Raw genomic sequence first — 19,712 nt, forward strand, 5'->3', positions numbered from 1 at the left:
ATACTTAAAGATAAGGTTTTTATTTTTATACATATTGTATAGGACTTATTTTTTCGCCCGCCAGATCAAAATAAGTCCCTCCAACGATGAAAAGCTGATAATGAATTAACATCGGCACGCAAGTTCGTATCCATTATAGCGAATCGTCTTTTTCGTCATAGTTAAAGCCCTCTTTGTTTGAACGTACAATCAATATAATCAAGATTTTTCAAGCTGTGAAATAAGAAAGATCGCAATGAAAATCTAATTATCTGCTAGGGATTTTAAATATATAAAGCTTTTAAAATAAAAAAGCTCCCTATAAGGGAGCTTTTAATCATTCACTCAGCTTAAGCTGAAAATGGATGACGTAAAATAATTGTTTCCGCACGATCAGGACCAGTTGAAATGATATCAATTGGACATTCGATCAACTGCTCAAGGCGTTTAACATATGCCAAAGCGTTTGCAGGAAGTTGATCAACCTGAGTTAAACCTACTGTAGATTCGCTCCAACCTGGCATAGTTTCATAGATAGGCTTCAAGCTTTCAAATGAGATCGCGTCAGAAGAACCTGCACAGCCTGAATCAACATCTTCATAGCCTACACAGATTTTAATTTCTTCTAAGCCATCAAGTACATCTAGCTTAGTTAAGCAAATACCAGATAAAGAGTTCACTTCAACAGAACGGCGAAGAATCTCGGCATCAAACCAACCACAACGACGTTGACGTCCAGTAGAAGCACCAAACTCATGACCCACTGTACCTAAATGACGACCAATTGCATCACCTGTATCTGTTGCTGCATCATAGTGCAACTCTGTAGGGAATGGACCTGCACCTACACGTGTTGTGTATGCTTTAGTAATCCCGAGTACATAATCTAAATGTAATGGACCCATACCCGAACCAGAACTCACACCACCAGCAGTTGTGTTCGAACTAGTTACATAAGGATAAGTACCATGATCGATATCAAGTAATGAACCTTGTGCACCTTCGAACATGATTGCTTTGCCTTCTTTACGATAATCATGTAACACTTTAGTTACATCGATCACTAATGGTGCAAGAACCTCACGCCATTCATTGCAAAGTGCAATCACATCTTCAAACTTAACTTCTTCAACACCATAAAATTGAGAAAGTTGGAAGTTGTGAAGCTCAAGCATTTCCTTGAGTTTTTCTTCAAGTACTGCACCACCACGAACAAGATCAGCTACGCGTACAGCACGACGAGCAACTTTATCTTCATAAGCAGGACCAATACCACGACCAGTCGTGCCAATCTTAGCATTGCCACGCTTTTTCTCACGTGCTTGGTCAAGTGCAATATGATTTGGCAAAATCAATGGACAGTTTGGAGAAATACGAAGACGCTCTTTAACAGGTACGCCTTCAGCTTCCAAAATCGCCATTTCTTTGATTAATGCTTCAGGTGAAAGCACAACACCATTACCAATTAAGCACAATACGTTTTCACGTAAAATACCAGATGGAATGAGGTGTAATACAGTCTTTTTACCACCGACCACTAGAGTATGACCCGCGTTATGTCCACCTTGATAGCGAACTACCGCAGCCGCTTGGTCTGTGAGCAGGTCGACGATTTTACCTTTACCTTCGTCGCCCCATTGGGTACCAAGTACCACAACATTTTTGCCCATAATAGCCTCATTACATCATGCTGTTAAAATTGGAAACTAAGTCAAAACTTAGCAATTAAATTTTTTCAATTACCCATTGCCCATTCTGTGACACCATTTGATGCGTCGCATAAGGAACAGAGTTTAAATCATCTTTACCTAACAGTTGCACTACACGCATACCTTGATGACGTGCATCTGCAATTGCTTTCAATAAATTTTGATCATTTCCACGAGGAGCTACTATCGTTTCAATTTCAGTAAACTGAGTAGATCCTAATGCATATAAATCACAGCTAAAACCAGTCGCAGGACGTGAACGACCAAAGTGTTCACCAATTCCATCATAACGACCACCTTGAGCTAGTGGTGCTGCGCGATTAGGTGCGTAAATGGCATACATTAAACCAGTGTGATAGTGATAACTACGAAGCTCAATCACATCAATACCGATGTTTAAATTCGACCATTTAGACTGAATTTGTGTAAATGTGCTTTCTAAAGCCTCAAATGCAGCTTTGAAGTCAGCATCATTTAAAATATCTTGGCTAAGATTCGCTTTTAATGCACCCAAATCACTTGCGTAACGACCTAATGCATAAAAATCAGAGCCCATTGATAAGTCTTGGGTAAACTCAGCTAATTCTGGTAAAGCTTTACGCTGATAAAGATCAGAAAGTTGATTCTCTGTATTTTTATTTAAACCAGCACGCTTAACTAAGCTACGGAATAAACCTACATGACCTAAGTCTAAATGAGCGCCTTCTAAAGTATGCGCTTGTTCAATTAGACCCAACATCACATCAATCATTTCAACATCAGCTTCGATGCTATCATGACCATAAAGCTCAGCACCCAACTGTAAAGGCGCACGCGTTGCATTGAAATTCTGTGGCTTAGTATGAAGGACTGTGCCTGCGTAGCAATAACGAGCGACGCCTTCAATTGGTCGTACATGTGCATCAATACGCGCTACTTGAGGTGTCATATCAGCACGAACACCCAACAAGCGACCAGAAAGTTGATCTATAACTTTGAAAGTAACTAAATCTAAATCTTGATTTGATTCTGAAAGTGAAGACAACGATTCGATGTATTCAATAAATGGCGTATACACCAATTGATAACCTCGAACTGCGAGGAAATCTAGAGCTTCTCGGCGCAATGTTTCGACAACTTGCGCTTGTTCGGGTAATACATCTGCCACCCCGTCAGGGAGCAACCATGTCTCTGAAATGGTCATGTTCCAAACCTAAAATCTGTTTAACGTGGAGGCATCCACATAAAAAGCAACCACATAAAAAAATCGGGTGAATGCCCGATTCAGCGTAGTGTAGCATGAAGATTTATGTGATGCACCTTCGAATTTGAATAATTCTTTACCAATTAACTAGAAAGCCACCAACTTGTTATTTTAAATTTAACAAATAGATTCAATACATTAAGATCACTCATCAATACAAACAACACTTATGTTTCATGAAAAGAAGTGCCCAACATCTGTACTATTGAACTGTTCTCGATTGGTGAGATATTACTTTTTGATGGCGAATGTTACTTAAACAATTGAAGCAAAATATGCTTATAGTATTTTTCCAAATACGAAGCTGCTGGACTAAGTAGTAGATTTATAAAACTGCTCAAATCAAAGAACTCAGCTTTTGACTTTTGTGCCCTTTACCACGATTTCTAGAACTCCTACCAATTCAGCATTCTGCTTTTCTAAAGCAGCAACATTCGCAATCGTCTTGTCTAATACTTCTTGTTGGACATGCATTTTTTTTGCCATATCTTGCATAATCTCAAGACCTTTTTTGAGGTGCAGCTCTAAATGCAAGACTTTTTCCTCTAGCCTAACGATATCTTTTGTAGTATCAGTAGGTTGATTATTTTTAAACAAGAACCAAAACAAAAATAAAACTGCCAATAGCAATAATCCAATAAATCCCCAAACCATCATTAAGCCCATTACATTCCCCAATAAATTGTTTTTTATTATTTAAATATTAAAAAGATTCACACAAATCTAATAAACGATTCGCATAACCCCACTCATTATCATACCATGCAAAAACTTTTGCTTGATGCCCCACGACCATCGTTTGTGCTAGGTCAACAATTAATGAATATGGCGAATGATTAAAATCGCTTGATACCAAATCTTCATCAGTCACTTGCATAATTTGAGCATAGTCAAACTTAGCAGCTTTACTTAGAACTTCATTAATTTTATGAACTGTGATCGGTGAATGTGAAACAAATGAAAGATCTATCGCTGCAACATTGATAGTCGGTACACGAATAGAGTACCCATCTATACGACCATCCATTTTTGGCATCACGCGTTTTAATGCGCCCAAAGCACTTGAAGTGGTAGGAATAATATTTTGTCCAGACGCTCTGGCTCTTCGTAAATCACGATGAGCATGATCCAAAACTGATTGATCTGCAGTCACAGCATGGATCTCGGTCATGAGAGCAGTATCAATGCCAAAAGCGTCATCAATAATCTTGACTAAAGGCACTAAGGCCTGTGTCGTACAAGAAACGCTAGAAATAATTTGATCAGTAGGTTTGACATCCGCATGGTTAACACCATAGACGATAGCTGCATCAACAGAATCAAATGGTGCTGCACCAATAATTACTCGCTTTGCTCCTGCATCTATATGACATGTTGCATCAGCTCTCGATCGAAATAAACCTGTACATTCGAGCACAACATCTACAACCAAACCAGCCCAAGGTAATAGTTCCGGCTGCGCCTGTTTAAATACTTGCAGCCTTAGTTGTCTTTGATTTGAATGAATATTTAAAAAAATTTGTTCGTTCTCAATCTCAATATCGACTTGACCAGCAAAACGACCATGCGTTGTATCATATTTAAAGAGATGAACTAAAGTTTGAACATCAGCAATATCATTAATCGCTACAATATCAAATTGAAATTGCTTAGGGCTTTCAAACCATGCACGTAATACATTTCGACCAATTCGACCAAATCCATTGATAGCGACACGTTGCATGCAAAGCCCTTATATTCATCAAAACATCATATTTTCTTGCTATATGGTAAAACATGATCAGCCTTGTTGAATATAGATTTTTAGCTGAAACACAGTTTTATATGATATTGCTTGCAAAATCGTTGGTCGGGCACACATTTTCCGTTATAATTTAGCACTTTTAAAATCTACGCCATGTAAATGCGCTTTGTTTGCAAAAATTCAAAAACAACTCGCCTATTTTACATATAGCCAAATTCAAAATTATGGAGTGTCTTGGTTGTGAGTACTCGTTTTATGACATCAGCTGAAATTCGTGAAGCATTTTTGCGTTACTTTGAATCGCAAGGGCATACACGTGTCGCTTCGAGTTCACTCGTTCCCGCCAACGACCCTACTTTATTATTCACAAATGCTGGTATGAACCAGTTTAAAGACTGTTTTCTTGGGTTAGAAAAGCGTGACTATGTACGTGCTGTTTCTTCTCAAAAATGTGTACGTGCAGGTGGTAAACATAATGACCTAGACAATGTAGGTTACACAGCACGTCACCATACTTTCTTTGAAATGTTAGGTAACTTCTCATTTGGTGATTACTTCAAACGTGATGCATTAAAATTTGCTTGGGATTTTTTAACGAACGAGCAATGGCTAGCATTACCTAAAGATCGTTTATATGTCACTGTTTACCATACTGATGATGAAGCATTTGATATTTGGAACAAAGAAATTGGTTTAGATGCAAGCCGTATCATTCGTATCGGTGACAACAAAGGTGGTCAGTACGCATCAGATAATTTCTGGGCTATGGGTGATACTGGTCCGTGTGGTCCTTGTTCTGAAATTTTCTATGATCATGGTGATCACATTTGGGGTGGATTACCTGGTTCTCCAGAAGAAGATGGCGATCGCTTTATCGAGATCTGGAACAACGTATTTATGCAGTTCAATCGTACTGCTGATGGTGTGATGCACCCTCTCCCAGCTCCATCTGTAGATACAGGTATGGGCTTGGAACGTATTTCTGCTGTTCTACAACATGTTAATTCTAACTACGAAATCGACTTGTTCCAACACTTGCTAAAAGCTGCTGCAAATATCATCGGCATTCAAGATGAAGGACAACCATCATTACGTGTACTGGCTGACCATGCTCGTTCTTGCTGCTTCTTGATTGCTGATGGCGTAAACCCATCAAATGAAGGTCGTGGTTATGTTCTACGTCGTATTATCCGTCGTGCAGTACGTCATGGTAATAAGCTAGGCGCTACAGGTACATTCTTCTACAAGATGCTACAACCATTAGTCGAAGTTATGGGTGAAGCTTATCCAGAGCTTGCATCACGTAAAGATGTGATTGAAGCGACTTTACTACGTGAAGAAGAACAATTTGCAAAAACACTTGAGCAAGGTTTGAAGCTTTTAGAAGCTGAGCTTGCACAGTTGAAAGATACTGTGATTCCAGGTGCAACTGTATTTAAACTTTACGACACTTATGGCTTCCCAACTGACTTAACTGCTGATATTGCACGTGAACGTGGTTTTACCATCGACGAAACTGGCTTTGAAGTTGAAATGGCTGCACAACGTCAACGTGCACGTGACGCAGGTAAATTCGCAGTTGACTATAATAGTATTGTCAAAGTTGAAGGTGAAACTCAATTTGATGGCTACGATGCAACTCAAGGTCAAGGTCAAATCGTTGCAATCTACAAAGACGGTACTCAAGTTGATGAAATCAATGAGGGCGATGAAGCGCTTATCGTTTTAAACCAAACACCTTTCTATGCAGAAAGCGGTGGTCAAATCGGCGATACAGGTATATTCAAAAACGATACAGGTATTTTCGAAGTACAAGATACTAAGAAATCTGGTGGTGCTTTTGTGCATCAAGGTATCGTGACGATGGGTAGCTTAAAAGCAACTCAAAATGTTGAAGCAACAGTTAAAGCAGATATTCGTGCTGCAACAGCGCGTAATCACTCTGCCACTCACCTTCTACATGCAGCTTTACGTCAAATCTTAGGTGATCATGTTCAGCAAAAAGGCTCATTGGTTGCTAGCGATATTTTACGTTTCGACTTTGCTAACGACCAGCCAGTGACATTTGAACAGCTTCAACAAATCGAACGTCTAGTGAATGCTGAAGTTATTGCAAACACTCCTGTGACAACTGAATTGCTTGACATCGAGTCTGCTAAAGCCAAAGGTGCGATGATGCTGTTTGGTGAGAAGTATGGCGAAGAGGTTCGCGTTCTGTCGATGGGTTCAATTATCGAAGAGAAAAACTTCTCAATCGAACTTTGCGGTGGTATCCACGTTAAACGTACAGGTGATATCGGCTTATTCAAGATCACTTCTGAAGGTGGTGTAGCAGCTGGCGTTCGTCGTATTGAAGCTGTAACAGGAACTAAAGCTTTAGAAGCTGTTCAAAAAGCTGACAGCGATATCCAAACAATTAATGGTTTGTTGAAAGCTCAGAAAGACCAAACTGTAGAAAAAGTTGAAGCAATTGTTGAGACTGCATCAAGTTTGCAAAAACAAATTGAACAGTTAAATCAAAAATTAGCAAGTTTCCAAGCTGCTGATTTATTAGACCAAGTTAAAGAAATTGCTGGTCGTCAAACATTAATCACAACCGTAAAAGGTTTAGATGCCAAGTCATTACGCAATTTGCATGACAGCGTAAAATCAAAATTGGAAGATGCAGTCATTATTTTAGCTGGCGTTGAAGGCGATAAAGTGAGTTTAATCGCGTCCGTCGCTAAACAATATGCTGCAAATCTAAAAGCGGGTGACATTATCAAACACTTGGCTCAAGAGCTAGGTGGTAAAGGTGGTGGTAAACCTGACTTAGCACAAGGTGGCGCGCCACTAAACGAGAAGTTTGACCAAGTTTTTGCAGCATTGCCTGCTTGGCTTGAGCAATAAGAACTTCACTTTTGTGTAACTGACCCTGATGCCTCTCAGGGTCATGGCTTATATGGAACAACTATGGCATTAATCGTTCAAAAATATGGCGGTACTTCTATGGGTACTCCTGAGCGCATTTTAAATGTTGCTCGTCGTGTCAAGCGCTGGCATGATCACGGTCACAAAGTGGTCGTTGTTGTGTCTGCAATGAGTGGTGAAACGAACCGCTTACTTGCGCTTGCAAAAGCCATTACCAACACCCCTGACCCACGTGAATTAGATCAAATGGTGTCAACGGGTGAACAAGTAACGATTTCCATGTTAGCTATGGCACTGAATTCAATTGGTGTAGAAGCTAAGTCATATACTGGTCGTCAAGTTGGTATCAAAACGGACAGTGCTTTTACCAAAGCGCGTATTGAATCTATTGATACTGATGTCATGACCAAAGATTTAGATGCAGGTCGTGTTCTCGTTGTTGCAGGTTTCCAAGGCTTTGATGCCGAAGGAAATACCACAACTTTAGGTCGTGGTGGTTCTGATACCTCTGGTGTTGCAATTGCAGCTGCATTAAAAGCTGATGAATGTCAGATTTACACTGATGTTGATGGTGTTTATACAACTGATCCACGTGTCGCACCTAAAGCGAAAAAGGTTGATCGTATTTCTTTTGAAGAAATGCTAGAAATGGCATCGTTGGGTTCAAAAGTTTTACAAATTCGCTCTGTTGAATTCGCAGGTAAATATCAAGTTCCATTGCGTGTATTATCAAGTTTTGATAATGACGATGACGGCGCATTCGATGAAGAATTCAAACAAAATGTAGGCACACTAATTACGACTGAGGCTGAAGACGATATGGAACAACCAATCATCGCAGGTATTGCATTTAACCGTGACGAAGCAAAATTAACGATCTTAGGTGTTCCTGATGAACCAGGTATCGCATCTAAAATCTTGTCACCTATCAGCAATGCCAACATCGAAGTGGATATGATTATCCAAAACGTTGAAGAAGATGGTACAACTGATTTCACATTCACTGTAAATCGCAATGATTTAGCTAAAGCTAAAGCGATTTTAGAGCAAACAGCAAGCAGCATTGAAGGATGCGAAGTTGTTACTCGTGATGATATCGTTAAAGTATCAATCGTAGGTGTGGGTATGCGTTCGCATGCAGGTGTTGCAAGCAAAATGTTTACTGCATTAGCTGATGAAAGCATTAATATTTTGATGATTTCAACATCAGAAATCAAAATTTCTGTACTTATCGAAGAAAACTATTTAGAACTTGCCGTACGTTGTTTACACACAGCTTTTGGTCTAGATCGTGAACACGGCGAAAGCAGTGCACGTGCTTAATTAATAGCTTGTTAAACATATTTACTTTCAAGTAAATAGCAAAAAAAAACAGAGCCACTATAGTTTTTACTACAGTGGCTCTGTTATATTAACCTTTGAGGTTTTTCAGTGATTCTCAACAGAACGTACGAAAAATAATGTTTTTTACATATTTCTGTTGGAATTTTCTGTATATTAAGGCTGTGCTTTCGAACAATGAATTCCCTGTCGCAAGTTTAAGCGTTTAGCAAGGAGATAAACATGCTGATTCTGACCCGTCGTGTCGGAGAAACATTAATGATTGGGGATCAAGTCAGTGTTACTGTGCTTGGCGTAAAAGGCAATCAGGTGCGTATTGGTGTTAATGCTCCAAAAGAAGTTTCTGTGCATCGTGAGGAAATTTACCAACGCATCCAACATGAACGTGCCATGCATGAGCATTTACAACATCTTGATCAGGATTATCAACTTTCGTATGAAGAAGATAATAGCGATTTTCCGCGACATAATAACTTTAATCGTTAATTTTCAGAATTCTCCCCACATAATTAAAGCGACACAAGATGGTCGCTTTAATTGTATTTAAAACCTCAATTTATAAGAAATTATAAACCTAAAGCTTTTTTTACAGGCGCGTAACTACGACGATGTTGATCAATCACGCCGTGTGCTGTAATAGCTTCAAAATGCGCTTTTGTAGGATAACCTTTGTGCTTTGCGAACCCATAATCAGGATATAATTCATCTAAGGTCTTCATTTGATGATCACGTGTAACTTTAGCTAAAATACTGGCTGCACTAATCTCAGCATGAGTCGCATCACCTCCCACAATTGCTTCACATGCAATCTCAATCCCTTTTGGAATTTGATTACCATCTACAATTACTTTATGTGGCGTGGTTTTTAAATTTTCGACTGCACGGCGCATTGCAAGAAATGTGGCTTGCAGAATATTCATTTCATCAATTTCAGTATGTGTAGCTTCAGCAATTGACCAAGCTAATGCCTTTTCTTTAATCTCTATAAACAACTTTTCGCGTTTCTTTTCAGTTAATTTCTTAGAATCATTTAATCCTTCGATTGGATTATTAGGATCTAGGATCACCGCAGCTGCAACAACTGAACCCACTAGAGGACCGCGCCCTGCTTCATCTACACCAGCAACAAACATAATTTACTCGCAAAAAATTGGCTGCATTTTAGCAGCCAATCAAAGTCAATTGAATACAGAACTATTTTACCACTTCTGATACGCAAGCATTCATAGTTTTAGCTACTGCTACACCTGTTAAAGTTGTTCGCGCTTTAGAATCCACTGCAGCAAGTGCCAATTCTGAAGGTGATAAAACAGTTGGTGCATTTTTGCCAACGCATTTACAAATTTGGGTTTTCTTCTCTTTCTTCTGGGTCTTTGTCATTAATTTACTTGCAATTTTCCAAGCTGCAAAATCATCAATATCATGATTACACTTGGTCTGTGCAGCAAACTGAATTGCAGATGTTCCTAATTTTAAATTACTTTGCTCACCACTTTGCACAGTACTACAAGCCGCCAAAGCAAAGACCATTGAAATTGCCAAAACAAATTTATTCTTATACATGTAACTATCATTTTAGTTGAATAATATCATGATTAATCTAGCACTCTAAGAAACTAAAAATGATTTGAAATTATAAGAATATCTTCTAAGAAACAAAGCTGAAAATCATCCAGCTTTGTCTAATTTCTTACTTTTATTTCTATTTCTTTAATGCTTCAGACACGCAGGCATTAACAGTTTCAGCAACCACTTGATTCACAATCGTTGCTCTTGCAGTTGGATCAATTGCAGCTGTAGCCAACTCCAAAGTCGTTACACTATTGGGCGCTTTTTCACTTACACACCCACAAACATCAATCTGAATATTTTCACGCTGTTCAGTGGTCATCAAACGTGTTGCTGTTTTCCATGCAGGTAATGTATTGATTTCACTCATACATTTAGCATTAACCGCAACCTTTAATGCCGTTACACCTAACTGTTGAGATGTAGATGGTGTTGTAGAAGTATTTGTATTTGGCGCAACACATCCATTTAAAACAAATAATACTGGCAGAGCCAACAATAATTTTTTCACAACTTTTAACCTTATAGCGACTTAATTGCAGTCGTATTTTGCACAAAGCATTTTATTAAGCAATTGACCGTGCAGACTTATTACATATTTAAACATATCGTTTCGATTAATAATCGTTGCAAGGACAAGGCGCTCTGTTACATATACACCGTATGAGGAATAAATAACGCTATTTAAAATCTACAAAATCATATCACAGCTAGGATGTTGCGATGTCAACCTCAGCACAGTACTACACTCGCACAGCACAAGTATTACATTGGCTCATGGCCGCTATTTTTATCGTTGCATGGCTTATTGGATTTTACAGTGGAAATTTTTTAAGTTATGAAGTTGATGGAACGTTTAAAGGCACTGTTATTACACTTCATAAGAATATTGCAACAACCATTATCTTTTTAGTCGTTATAAGAATTTTTTGGCGTTATACCCATCCAGCCCCACAACTACCAAATACCATGTCACCAATGATGAAAACCTTGGCACACATTGGTCATTTCTTATTATATTTAATGTTATTAGCCCTACCCATTACAGGCTGTTTATTCAGTTGGAGCGCTGGTCACCCTGCCCCTGTTTTATACTTATTTGAAATTCCTCGTCTAGTTCAAGACAATCCAGATTTATTAGCAATCGTTAAACCCCTACACATTTATATATCGTGGTTTGCGGGCTTACTCATTGCAGGTCATATTCTCGCAGCGATTAAACATCATCTCATCGACAAAGATAATGTATTGCTCAGCATGCTAAGACAACCCAAATAAAAATTGATATAAAAAAACCGCTTATCGCGGTTTTTTTATGCATTAGATTTTTCTAACTTCGGTAATCCATTTCTGCTTATCATCATCAGAAATAAACGAAGCTTCAAAAGAGTTAATCGCAAGCTGCTTTAATTCTTCATTTGATAAATTCAAAGCTTGTTGAATCGCAATAAAGTTATCATTCATGTATCCACCGAAATATGAAGGATCATCCGAGTTTACAGTGACATGCACACCTTTTTGTAGCAAACGACGAATGTTATGCTCAGTCATATCTTTCACGACACAGAGCTTTAAGTTACTTAACGGGCACACTGTTAATGGCATTTTCTCTGCAATTAGGCGCGTCATCAGTTGCTCGTCTTCTTCTGAACGAACACCATGATCAATACGATTCACCTTAAGTAAATCTAAAGCTTCCCATATATATTCAGGAGGACCTTCTTCTCCAGCATGTGCGACGATCAAGAAACCAGCTTCTCGTGCTTTGGCAAAAACACGTTCAAATTTTGATGGTGGGTGCCCGACTTCACTCGAATCCAAACCTATCGCAATAATGTCATCTTTGAATGGCAAGGCTTGTTCTAACGTTTCAAATGCTTTTTCTTCACTTAAATGGCGCAAGAAACACATAATCAATTGAGAGCTAATACCCAACTTTTCTTTTGCATCGGTGCATGCACGCTTTAAACCATTTAAAACGGTAACAAACTCAACACCACGCTCAGTATGTGTTTGTGGATCAAAGAACATTTCTGTATGTACCACTCGATCTTCTGCGCATTTTTCAAAGTATGCCCAAGCCAAATCGTAGAAGTCCTGCTCATGCACTAACACATTGGCGCCAGCATAATAAATATCTAAAAACGATTGAAGGTTATGAAAGTTATAAGCCTGTTTCACTTCTTCAACAGATTGATAAGGAATCTGAATCTGATTGCGCTGTGCAATAGCGAACATCAACTCTGGCTCAAATGTCCCTTCAATATGCACATGTAATTCGGCTTTGGGCAAAGCACGAATCAGCTCGATTTGATCCATATAAACTCCACGTCTAAATAAAAAAGGGTGCTGCCTAACACGGTACACCCTTTACAGGTTTTATCACTTAGTTTTAAGTGGCTTAGCCACCAAACGCAACAAATTTAAATACCCAAAGTGCAGCAATAATCCACACCATATAAGGTACTGTTTTTGCCTTACCTGTAAACAGCTTAACCAATGCATAACTAATGAAACCCATTGCAATACCATCGGCAATTGAATAGGTAAATGGCATAAATACGATCGTTAAAAAAGCTGGTACAGCTTCAGTAATATCATCCCAATCAATGTGCGTAATTCCTTGAATCATTAACACACCGATAAATAATAGTGCTGGTGCAGTTGCAAAACCTGGTACGGATTGTGCCAAAGGAGCCAAGAATAAGCAGCCGATGAAAAGTAAAGCAACCACAACCGCAGTTAAACCTGTGCGACCACCAGCTGCTACACCTGAAGCTGATTCAATATACGGGGTGGTAGATGATGTACCTAATGCAGCTCCCGCTACAATTGCAGTTGAGTCAGCAAATAGGGCTTTCTTTAAGCGTGGTAATTTACCATCTTGAAGCAATCCAGCACGATGTGAAACACCAACCAAAGTCCCGGTACTGTCAAACAAGTCAACGATAAAGAATACAAAAATAACCCCGACCATACTTGCAGTAAATAGACCTTCAAAATCCATTTGCATAAAAGTAGGTGCGATTGATGGGATATGTCCTACGACACCTTTGAATTCATTCAAACCCAAAACAGTCGCTATTGCAGTGACAACTAAAATACTGATGATGATTGCACCTCGAATTTTTAATTGATGCAAAACAACAATCATTAAAAATCCGAATAATGCTAACAATACTGTTGGCTGTTTAATATCACCCAATCCAACCAATGTCGCTGGATTATCTACAATAATTCCTGCATTTTTAAGCGCAATCAATGCAAGGAAAAGACCAATTCCCCCACCAATCGCAAACTTTAAAGACATCGGAATCGCATTGACGATTGCCTCACGAATTTTAAAGAAACTGATAGCAAGGAAAACAAGACCTGAGACAAATACCGCTGCTAGAGCAGTTTGCCAAGGCACCCCCATACCCAAACACACAGAATAGGTAAAATATGCATTTAAACCCATACCTGGTGCGAGTGCGATCGGATAATTCGCCACAATCCCCATGACCAAACACCCGATTGCAGCAGCCAAACAGGTTGCAACAAACACAGCACCATGATCCATTCCGGTTTCAGAAAGAATGAGTGGATTTACAATGATGATGTAACACATGGTCAAAAATGTGGTTACACCTGCTAGAACTTCTGTTCTAAAGTTGGTTTTGTTATCACTTAATTTAAATAAGCGTTCTAACAGTCCAACTGAAGCATTAGGCGTTGTCATATAGCACCTGTTAAAATCTAAGATCGTAGAATATGAAATCTATACGCTTGTGTTTCAAATAATTTTTTGAATGTACACAAAATGGTATACAAGGCTAAAAGCAATCTACATGCCAGTTTCACGCTTGCTATACAGAGGAGATGTATAAATTTGGTTCCGATTTCAAAATGTAAAAAGCCGCATAACAAGATGCAGCTTTTTTATTTAATGGTAAATATTTTAACAGATTCTAATAAAAACTTGGACACAACCCGATAAAAAAAGCTAAATCCTGTGACATTTTACCTGAGAACTTAATTATTCGCTTCGGTAGGTCGCTAATCGAGAATGCTTCACATAATTTGGATTGTGTTGAATCGAATTTAGGCTATGTTCTGCATCGTTCACAATCTTCATCAGCTCTTGTCTTTTTTTGTTCTGCGAATCAACATAAACCGCATAACCCAAAATAAAAACAGAACAGAGAATAAGTATTGAAAGTACTATCTTCATTATTATTATCTCTAATGTATGCTTTTCTTAAATACTAACAAATGTGTACAAAAATGTATATCAATTAACACTTTTAAATCAAAAACAAATGTAATGTCACAATAAATTTTTCCGATAAAAGCTGAATTTGAACATTTTTTACACACTTAAATATTAGAATAATAAAGTATTTTAATCAACAACTTTTGCATAAATTCAATTAGATAATTTTAATATTTTACCAATTGATTAATTAATATTTATTAAATCAGTAATAAATTAAGCTTAAATAGTACCTTTATCGCTTAAAGGTACTATTTGATATTGCTAAAAATCGCTTTTAGAACTGATAGTTAACTCTTACTAAGAAGTTACGTGGTGTTCCAGGCATAGAGTCCGAACGCCAATATTCTTTGTTGGTTAAATTATTCACGGCAAGCGTAATATTCCAAGGATTTGCACTATAACCAATCGCAGCATCAAGTCTTGTAAAACCTTTTAAATCAGTGGATGTACTATTGAGATTACCATTTGGATAAACTTTTGCATCACCCACATATGTAGCACCTAGCTCAGTATAGATTTGATCTGTCGGCAAATATCGAATAAACAAATTTCCTGTATGCATAGGTGTATTGTTGAGTGGTTTGCCAATATTTTGAGGCGTTACATCATCACGGGTAACCGTTGCATCTGTATAACCATATCCACCACGAACAAAAACATTTTCTAAAGCTTTACCGATAAAGCTAAATTCAAGTCCTTTCGATCGATGTTGACCACCGACTACCCATTCATCAGGATTATTTTGTGCATCAGGTTGATAACGAATGTTATTTTTTCGAATATCATAAACAGAAATCTGAGTGTTTAAACGGTTATCCAACCAATCACTCTTAATTCCTATTTCATATTGTTCGTTGTATTGAGGCTCAGCATCATAAACGCTTGGATTTAAAGTCGGATCAATACTAATCATCCCTCGCCCACCATATGGAGCAAAACTCTTGCTATATGATGTATAGAAACTGTGACTCTCATTTGGTTGCCATACAAATCCTATATTTGGACTAAAACTCTCGCCATCATAAGATTGCTTTTTGTCAGTTAGCATATTTTGCGTTTTGAATTCGAAGTGATCATATCGAGCACCCAACATCATCTTTAAACTAGGCAGCAAACTGATTAAATCTTGAATAAAAATAGCCTTATTTTCAGATTTATGTTGGCTATAAGATGTCATTGGCGGACGACCATCCGCTAAATCAAAAGATTCATAATGATCATTTGGATGGTATGGGTTCATATAACCATAATATTTTCCAGCAAATTGACCACTTGAATAGTTACCTAACTTAGGATCACGATTTTCGTGTGACCAATCAGCTCCAATCATAAAATTGTGTTCAAATATCCCTGTATCAAATTTCCCAGTGATTTCGAATGTATTCATGACGGTTTTATTCATGGTTTCTTGCCATGCGTAACTTTGACGCAAATAACCATTCCAATCACAAATTTTTGGCTTAGCCTCTAGGGTTAAATCATTTTCACAATATGTTCCGCCAAAGAAATTATCAAAATTTTGATAAGCTTGACGATAACTTGCAGCCCAATGAAAATTCCAATTTGGTGCAAACTCATATTTCAAATCAGTTCGCACAGTTTGCAATTCATCATCAATAAAATCAGTACTACGAGCAAATGCATTTTTGATAGAAACGTTGTTTGGAAGATTTTGATACGATGAACCACGATCTGGAGTACGTTCCAATTTATCGTAGGTGTATTGGGTAGTCCAAAGTATTTTTTCATCGTCACTGCGATAGCTTATGCTTGGAGAAAGCATTTCGATCTGCGAACCAATCACCTTACGAAAACTATTGGAATCAGCTTTTTCACCAGTTAAGCGTATAGCCCAGTTATCATTGATGATTTGATTAAGATCTAAAGTTGCACCAATATTTTCGTATGAGCCAGCATACATACCTATTGAGCTTTTAGAATCAAAGTTGGCAAACTTAGTCACCATGTTGATGACACCACCACCCGCACCACGTCCATAAAGTACTGAAGCAGGACCTTTTAATATTTCAATTCGCTCAACATTTGCAGTGCTACGGCGTAGTTGACCACTTTCTCGGACGCCATCACGATAGATATCACCCTCGTCCGCTTTGAACCCACGAAGCGAAATTCCATCACCACGAGTATCGTAATTTGTTGATACACCTGGGGTTCCTTGAAGCATAACGCTTAAATCATTTGCCCCATAAATCTTATATTTTTGTACATCGATTGTGTCGATAGTCTGAGGAATATCTTTTTTCTTGAGACCATTACGTGTCACATTTGCTTGATCATAATCAATATAACTTTTGATTGGATCTAACTCACTCATTGCCTCAATTTTAATAGTCGGCATAACTGCTGTTTGCAGATTATCTTGATTTGCAACTGCATATTGAACTTGTATAAGCATTAAACTAAGCATACTAAGCCTAAATACAGGCTTAGAATTTGATTTCAAAGATGGATAAATCATAACGTTCCGAAAGACAAAAATAGGAGAAACATAAAATATTAAAACGATACAATTTTAATAAAAGCAATTCTCATTTTCATCATATTTCGCAACAATACGACACTAACGTCTATTTATTAAACACACTACTTATTCATAACAATATGATTCTCAAAATTAAAGATTATTTTTTCCATTTCTAATTCTGTTCATGCATAAATTCGATTTTTCTTCATGATTTTACATTAATCTACGCCCATAAAAATTTGATCTTTCTTTTGGGGCATTTTCAATGCAAATCTCGCATAATTATGGAAAATTAAGTGTGCTCGGCTCTACTCTACTGAGTATAAGTAGCTCACTATTTGCGACTGATACACTAACTAATACAAATTCGTCAGCAGTCGCAGAGTTACCTACTCAAGTCCTGCCAACGCTTTCTTTCAAAGCCACATCTGAGACTCAAAAACAAAAAGACCAAGATATCAGCGCAGTTGCAAAAACAATTATTACACGAGAAGAAATGCTTCAATACGGTGATCAAACAGTCATGGATGCTTTACGCCGTGCCGCAGGATTTCAAATTCCAGTATTTGGACAAGGACCTCTTGGTGGAGGTGGTGCTTCAGGCATGCGTTTTCGTGGTGGAGGTGCACCAACTTTTCTCGTAAATGGTGAACCTATTCAAAGTGGCCCACGTGGTGGGATGTCTGTCATAGATACCATTAGCCCTGAAATGATTGAAAGAATCGAAGTAACTAAACAACCGAGTGTTGCTCAGGGTTCTGTTGCATCCTCAGCTGTCATTAATATCATTCTAAAAGAACCATTGGATACACGTATAAATGGATCAGTAAAAATCGGCTATGGCTTGAGAGAAAGTGAGCAACAAGAAGCTGAACGTAAACAAATTAATGTTCAAGCAGATGGTCGTGAAAACCAATGGTCATACAGCCTTTCAGCTAACCAAATGTGGTTTGACAATACGTCTGTGACTAAAACTGAAAATTTAATCGGAACGCGAGAACAGTCACGTACCGTAAATCGCAACATGCAAATGTTTGCTCCACGCTTACAATACGAACTTGATGATCAACAAAAATTAATCGCTGAATTATTTTATCGCAATATCAAGATGGAAGGCACTTCAGGAAATCAAATTCAAGATGATAAAAATGACAGTATCAAACTCAACACTCGTTACGAACGTAAAGATCAAGATCTAAGTGATAAGTTACGACTCTCGGTAGAATATCAAACGGAAAGCCAACTTACCCTTACACCTGAAACGAAGACATACACAGATGAAACCATTGATGAGTATGGTCTTGCATACGATGGAACAAGAAAGTTAGATCAAGATCGTCAAATTAAATTTGGGTTTGATGCACGAAATAATCAATTAGATAGCAATATTAGTAAAAGTCTAGATGAACAGCGATATGCCGTTTATGGCGAAGGAAGTTGGCGCTTTATTGATCGACACACGTTTACTTTAGGCGCTCGCCAAGAATGGTTAAAACGTTCGGGTTTAGTCGATTATCAAGACCAGCACCTGAGTCCTGTTTTTGCATATCGGTATGATTTAACTGATCAATGGTCACTACAAACCAATATCAGCCAAGCATTTCGGAATCCGAATGCAGACCGCCTAATTTCTAATGTGACCATTTCCACTGACAGTGATGCAGGTAGCTTAAATAATCCTGACCGTGGTGGGAATCCAAATTTAAAACCTGAAAAGATTCGTGCCGCTGAGTCCACGCTTGCTTATGATTCTGCGAGCGGTGGTATGAGCCTAACCGCTTACCATAGAGAAATTAAAGATTATATCGAAAAAGTGATTATGCTCGAAGGCGAACGCTATGTTGAACGCCCTCAAAACCAAAATAAGGCAACAACGTATGGAGTTGAACTAAGTGGCCGCTATGCATTAAAACAAACTAATGCTGGACATTCATTCATGCTAAATGGTCAGATCTCAACTGTCCGTGCAAAAATTCAGGATGAGCAAAAATCTGAGCGACTGGTCAGTGACATTGCGCCATACAATGCAAGCACTGGTGTTTCATATAGTTTTAAACCTTGGCAACTTTCTACAAGTGCAAATATCAGTTATACCCCTGAATATACTCGTGCTTTAAATAATCAACCTTATGATCGAACTACAAATGCTCGTATCAGTTTAGACCTCAGTGCAACTAAACGATTCAAAAATGGTTGGTCTGCTAGTGTAAATGCTAACAATATTTTAGGAACAAATTATAAAGAAAGATTAACCAATCAATACGATGGGCGCTTATTTCAAGCACGAATTAATGAATCAATCCCTTCTCTTCAATTTAGTCTTGAAAAGAAGTTTTAATATTCAAGAAAGCCAGTTATTACAACTGGCTTTTTTATTCCAGTTGATGGCTATTTCTTTGATTGTATGACAGAGAAAAATTTTTAATGAGATATAAAGTTTATTTAATAGAAGCCTGTAAGAAGCTTCTAACAAA

The 19,712-nt window shown here is 38.0% G+C and carries 16 protein-coding genes; 5 read left to right on the top strand and 11 right to left on the bottom strand.

Features of this window, described 5'->3' with window-relative positions; genetic code table 11:
- Positions 1 to 329: 329 nt before the first annotated feature.
- From MKL32_RS12530 to MKL32_RS12545, 4 genes are all read right to left on the bottom strand, one after another.
- Positions 330 to 1,649, bottom strand: coding sequence for an adenylosuccinate synthase (locus MKL32_RS12530; protein ID WP_004912203.1), 1,320 nt, complete (start codon positions 1,647 to 1,649; stop codon positions 330 to 332).
- A gap of 55 nt (positions 1,650 to 1,704) precedes the next feature.
- Complete coding sequence (locus MKL32_RS12535; RefSeq protein WP_005402355.1) at positions 1,705 to 2,871, bottom strand: ATP phosphoribosyltransferase regulatory subunit; 1,167 nt, start codon at positions 2,869 to 2,871, stop codon at positions 1,705 to 1,707.
- 411 nt (positions 2,872 to 3,282) lie between these two features.
- Positions 3,283 to 3,597, bottom strand: coding sequence for a hypothetical protein (locus MKL32_RS12540; RefSeq protein WP_005402354.1), 315 nt, complete (start codon positions 3,595 to 3,597; stop codon positions 3,283 to 3,285).
- Positions 3,598 to 3,634: 37 nt separating this feature from the next.
- On the bottom strand, positions 3,635 to 4,654 hold the full coding sequence (locus MKL32_RS12545) for a type I glyceraldehyde-3-phosphate dehydrogenase (protein ID WP_212388549.1): 1,020 nt from the start codon (positions 4,652 to 4,654) through the stop codon (positions 3,635 to 3,637).
- A 261-nt stretch (positions 4,655 to 4,915) separates the two neighbouring features.
- Between MKL32_RS12545 and alaS the strand changes: the two genes are divergently transcribed.
- The 3 genes from alaS (at position 4,916) to csrA (ending at position 9,412) form a co-directional block, all read left to right on the top strand.
- On the top strand, positions 4,916 to 7,564 hold the full coding sequence (alaS, locus tag MKL32_RS12550) for an alanine--tRNA ligase (protein WP_026057440.1): 2,649 nt from the start codon (positions 4,916 to 4,918) through the stop codon (positions 7,562 to 7,564).
- 63 nt (positions 7,565 to 7,627) lie between these two features.
- On the top strand, positions 7,628 to 8,908 hold the full coding sequence (locus MKL32_RS12555; RefSeq protein WP_004955120.1) for an aspartate kinase: 1,281 nt from the start codon (positions 7,628 to 7,630) through the stop codon (positions 8,906 to 8,908).
- Positions 8,909 to 9,148: 240 nt separating this feature from the next.
- Positions 9,149 to 9,412, top strand: a complete 264-nt coding sequence (gene csrA, locus MKL32_RS12560; protein WP_004912217.1) for a carbon storage regulator CsrA — start codon at positions 9,149 to 9,151, stop codon at positions 9,410 to 9,412.
- 80 nt (positions 9,413 to 9,492) lie between these two features.
- Here csrA and rnhB read toward each other — a convergent pair whose 3' ends face one another.
- The 3 genes from rnhB to MKL32_RS12575 form a co-directional block, all read right to left on the bottom strand.
- The gene (rnhB, locus tag MKL32_RS12565) at positions 9,493 to 10,059 is read right to left on the bottom strand and encodes a ribonuclease HII (protein WP_004962936.1); all 567 of its coding nucleotides are present in this window, start codon (positions 10,057 to 10,059) and stop codon (positions 9,493 to 9,495) included.
- Positions 10,060 to 10,120: 61 nt separating this feature from the next.
- Positions 10,121 to 10,489: a hypothetical protein gene (locus MKL32_RS12570; RefSeq protein WP_005402351.1), complete on the bottom strand. Its 369-nt coding sequence runs from the start codon at positions 10,487 to 10,489 to the stop codon at positions 10,121 to 10,123.
- A gap of 139 nt (positions 10,490 to 10,628) precedes the next feature.
- Positions 10,629 to 11,006, bottom strand: coding sequence for a hypothetical protein (locus tag MKL32_RS12575; protein WP_004962943.1), 378 nt, complete (start codon positions 11,004 to 11,006; stop codon positions 10,629 to 10,631).
- Positions 11,007 to 11,218: 212 nt separating this feature from the next.
- Here MKL32_RS12575 and MKL32_RS12580 point away from each other — a divergent pair, with 212 nt between their 5' ends.
- Positions 11,219 to 11,773 (top strand): cytochrome b, encoded by a 555-nt coding sequence (locus tag MKL32_RS12580; RefSeq protein ID WP_042892535.1) that lies wholly within the window; start codon positions 11,219 to 11,221, stop codon positions 11,771 to 11,773.
- A gap of 42 nt (positions 11,774 to 11,815) precedes the next feature.
- On the opposite strand, the gene MKL32_RS12585 is transcribed toward MKL32_RS12580, so the two are convergent.
- The 4 genes from MKL32_RS12585 to MKL32_RS12600 all read right to left on the bottom strand — a co-directional run bounded on the left by MKL32_RS12585 (position 11,816) and on the right by MKL32_RS12600 (position 17,232).
- Complete coding sequence (locus MKL32_RS12585) at positions 11,816 to 12,814, bottom strand: adenosine deaminase (protein WP_004955131.1); 999 nt, start codon at positions 12,812 to 12,814, stop codon at positions 11,816 to 11,818.
- 82 nt (positions 12,815 to 12,896) lie between these two features.
- A complete protein-coding gene (locus MKL32_RS12590; RefSeq protein ID WP_204378901.1) occupies positions 12,897 to 14,216 on the bottom strand; it encodes an NCS2 family permease in 1,320 nt (439 codons plus the stop codon).
- A gap of 297 nt (positions 14,217 to 14,513) precedes the next feature.
- Entirely contained in the window at positions 14,514 to 14,708 is a 195-nt protein-coding gene (locus tag MKL32_RS12595) for a hypothetical protein (protein ID WP_004912232.1), read from the bottom strand.
- 319 nt (positions 14,709 to 15,027) lie between these two features.
- On the bottom strand, positions 15,028 to 17,232 hold the full coding sequence (locus MKL32_RS12600; RefSeq protein ID WP_270900618.1) for a TonB-dependent receptor: 2,205 nt from the start codon (positions 17,230 to 17,232) through the stop codon (positions 15,028 to 15,030).
- 271 nt (positions 17,233 to 17,503) lie between these two features.
- Here MKL32_RS12600 and MKL32_RS12605 point away from each other — a divergent pair, with 271 nt between their 5' ends.
- Positions 17,504 to 19,576 (top strand): TonB-dependent receptor plug domain-containing protein, encoded by a 2,073-nt coding sequence (locus MKL32_RS12605; protein ID WP_270900619.1) that lies wholly within the window; start codon positions 17,504 to 17,506, stop codon positions 19,574 to 19,576.
- The last annotated feature ends 136 nt before the right edge of the window (positions 19,577 to 19,712 follow it).

This window comes from Acinetobacter sp. AOR34_HL, from assembly GCF_027854795.1.
In the GTDB taxonomy this organism is placed as follows: Bacteria; Pseudomonadota; Gammaproteobacteria; order Pseudomonadales; family Moraxellaceae; genus Acinetobacter; species Acinetobacter junii.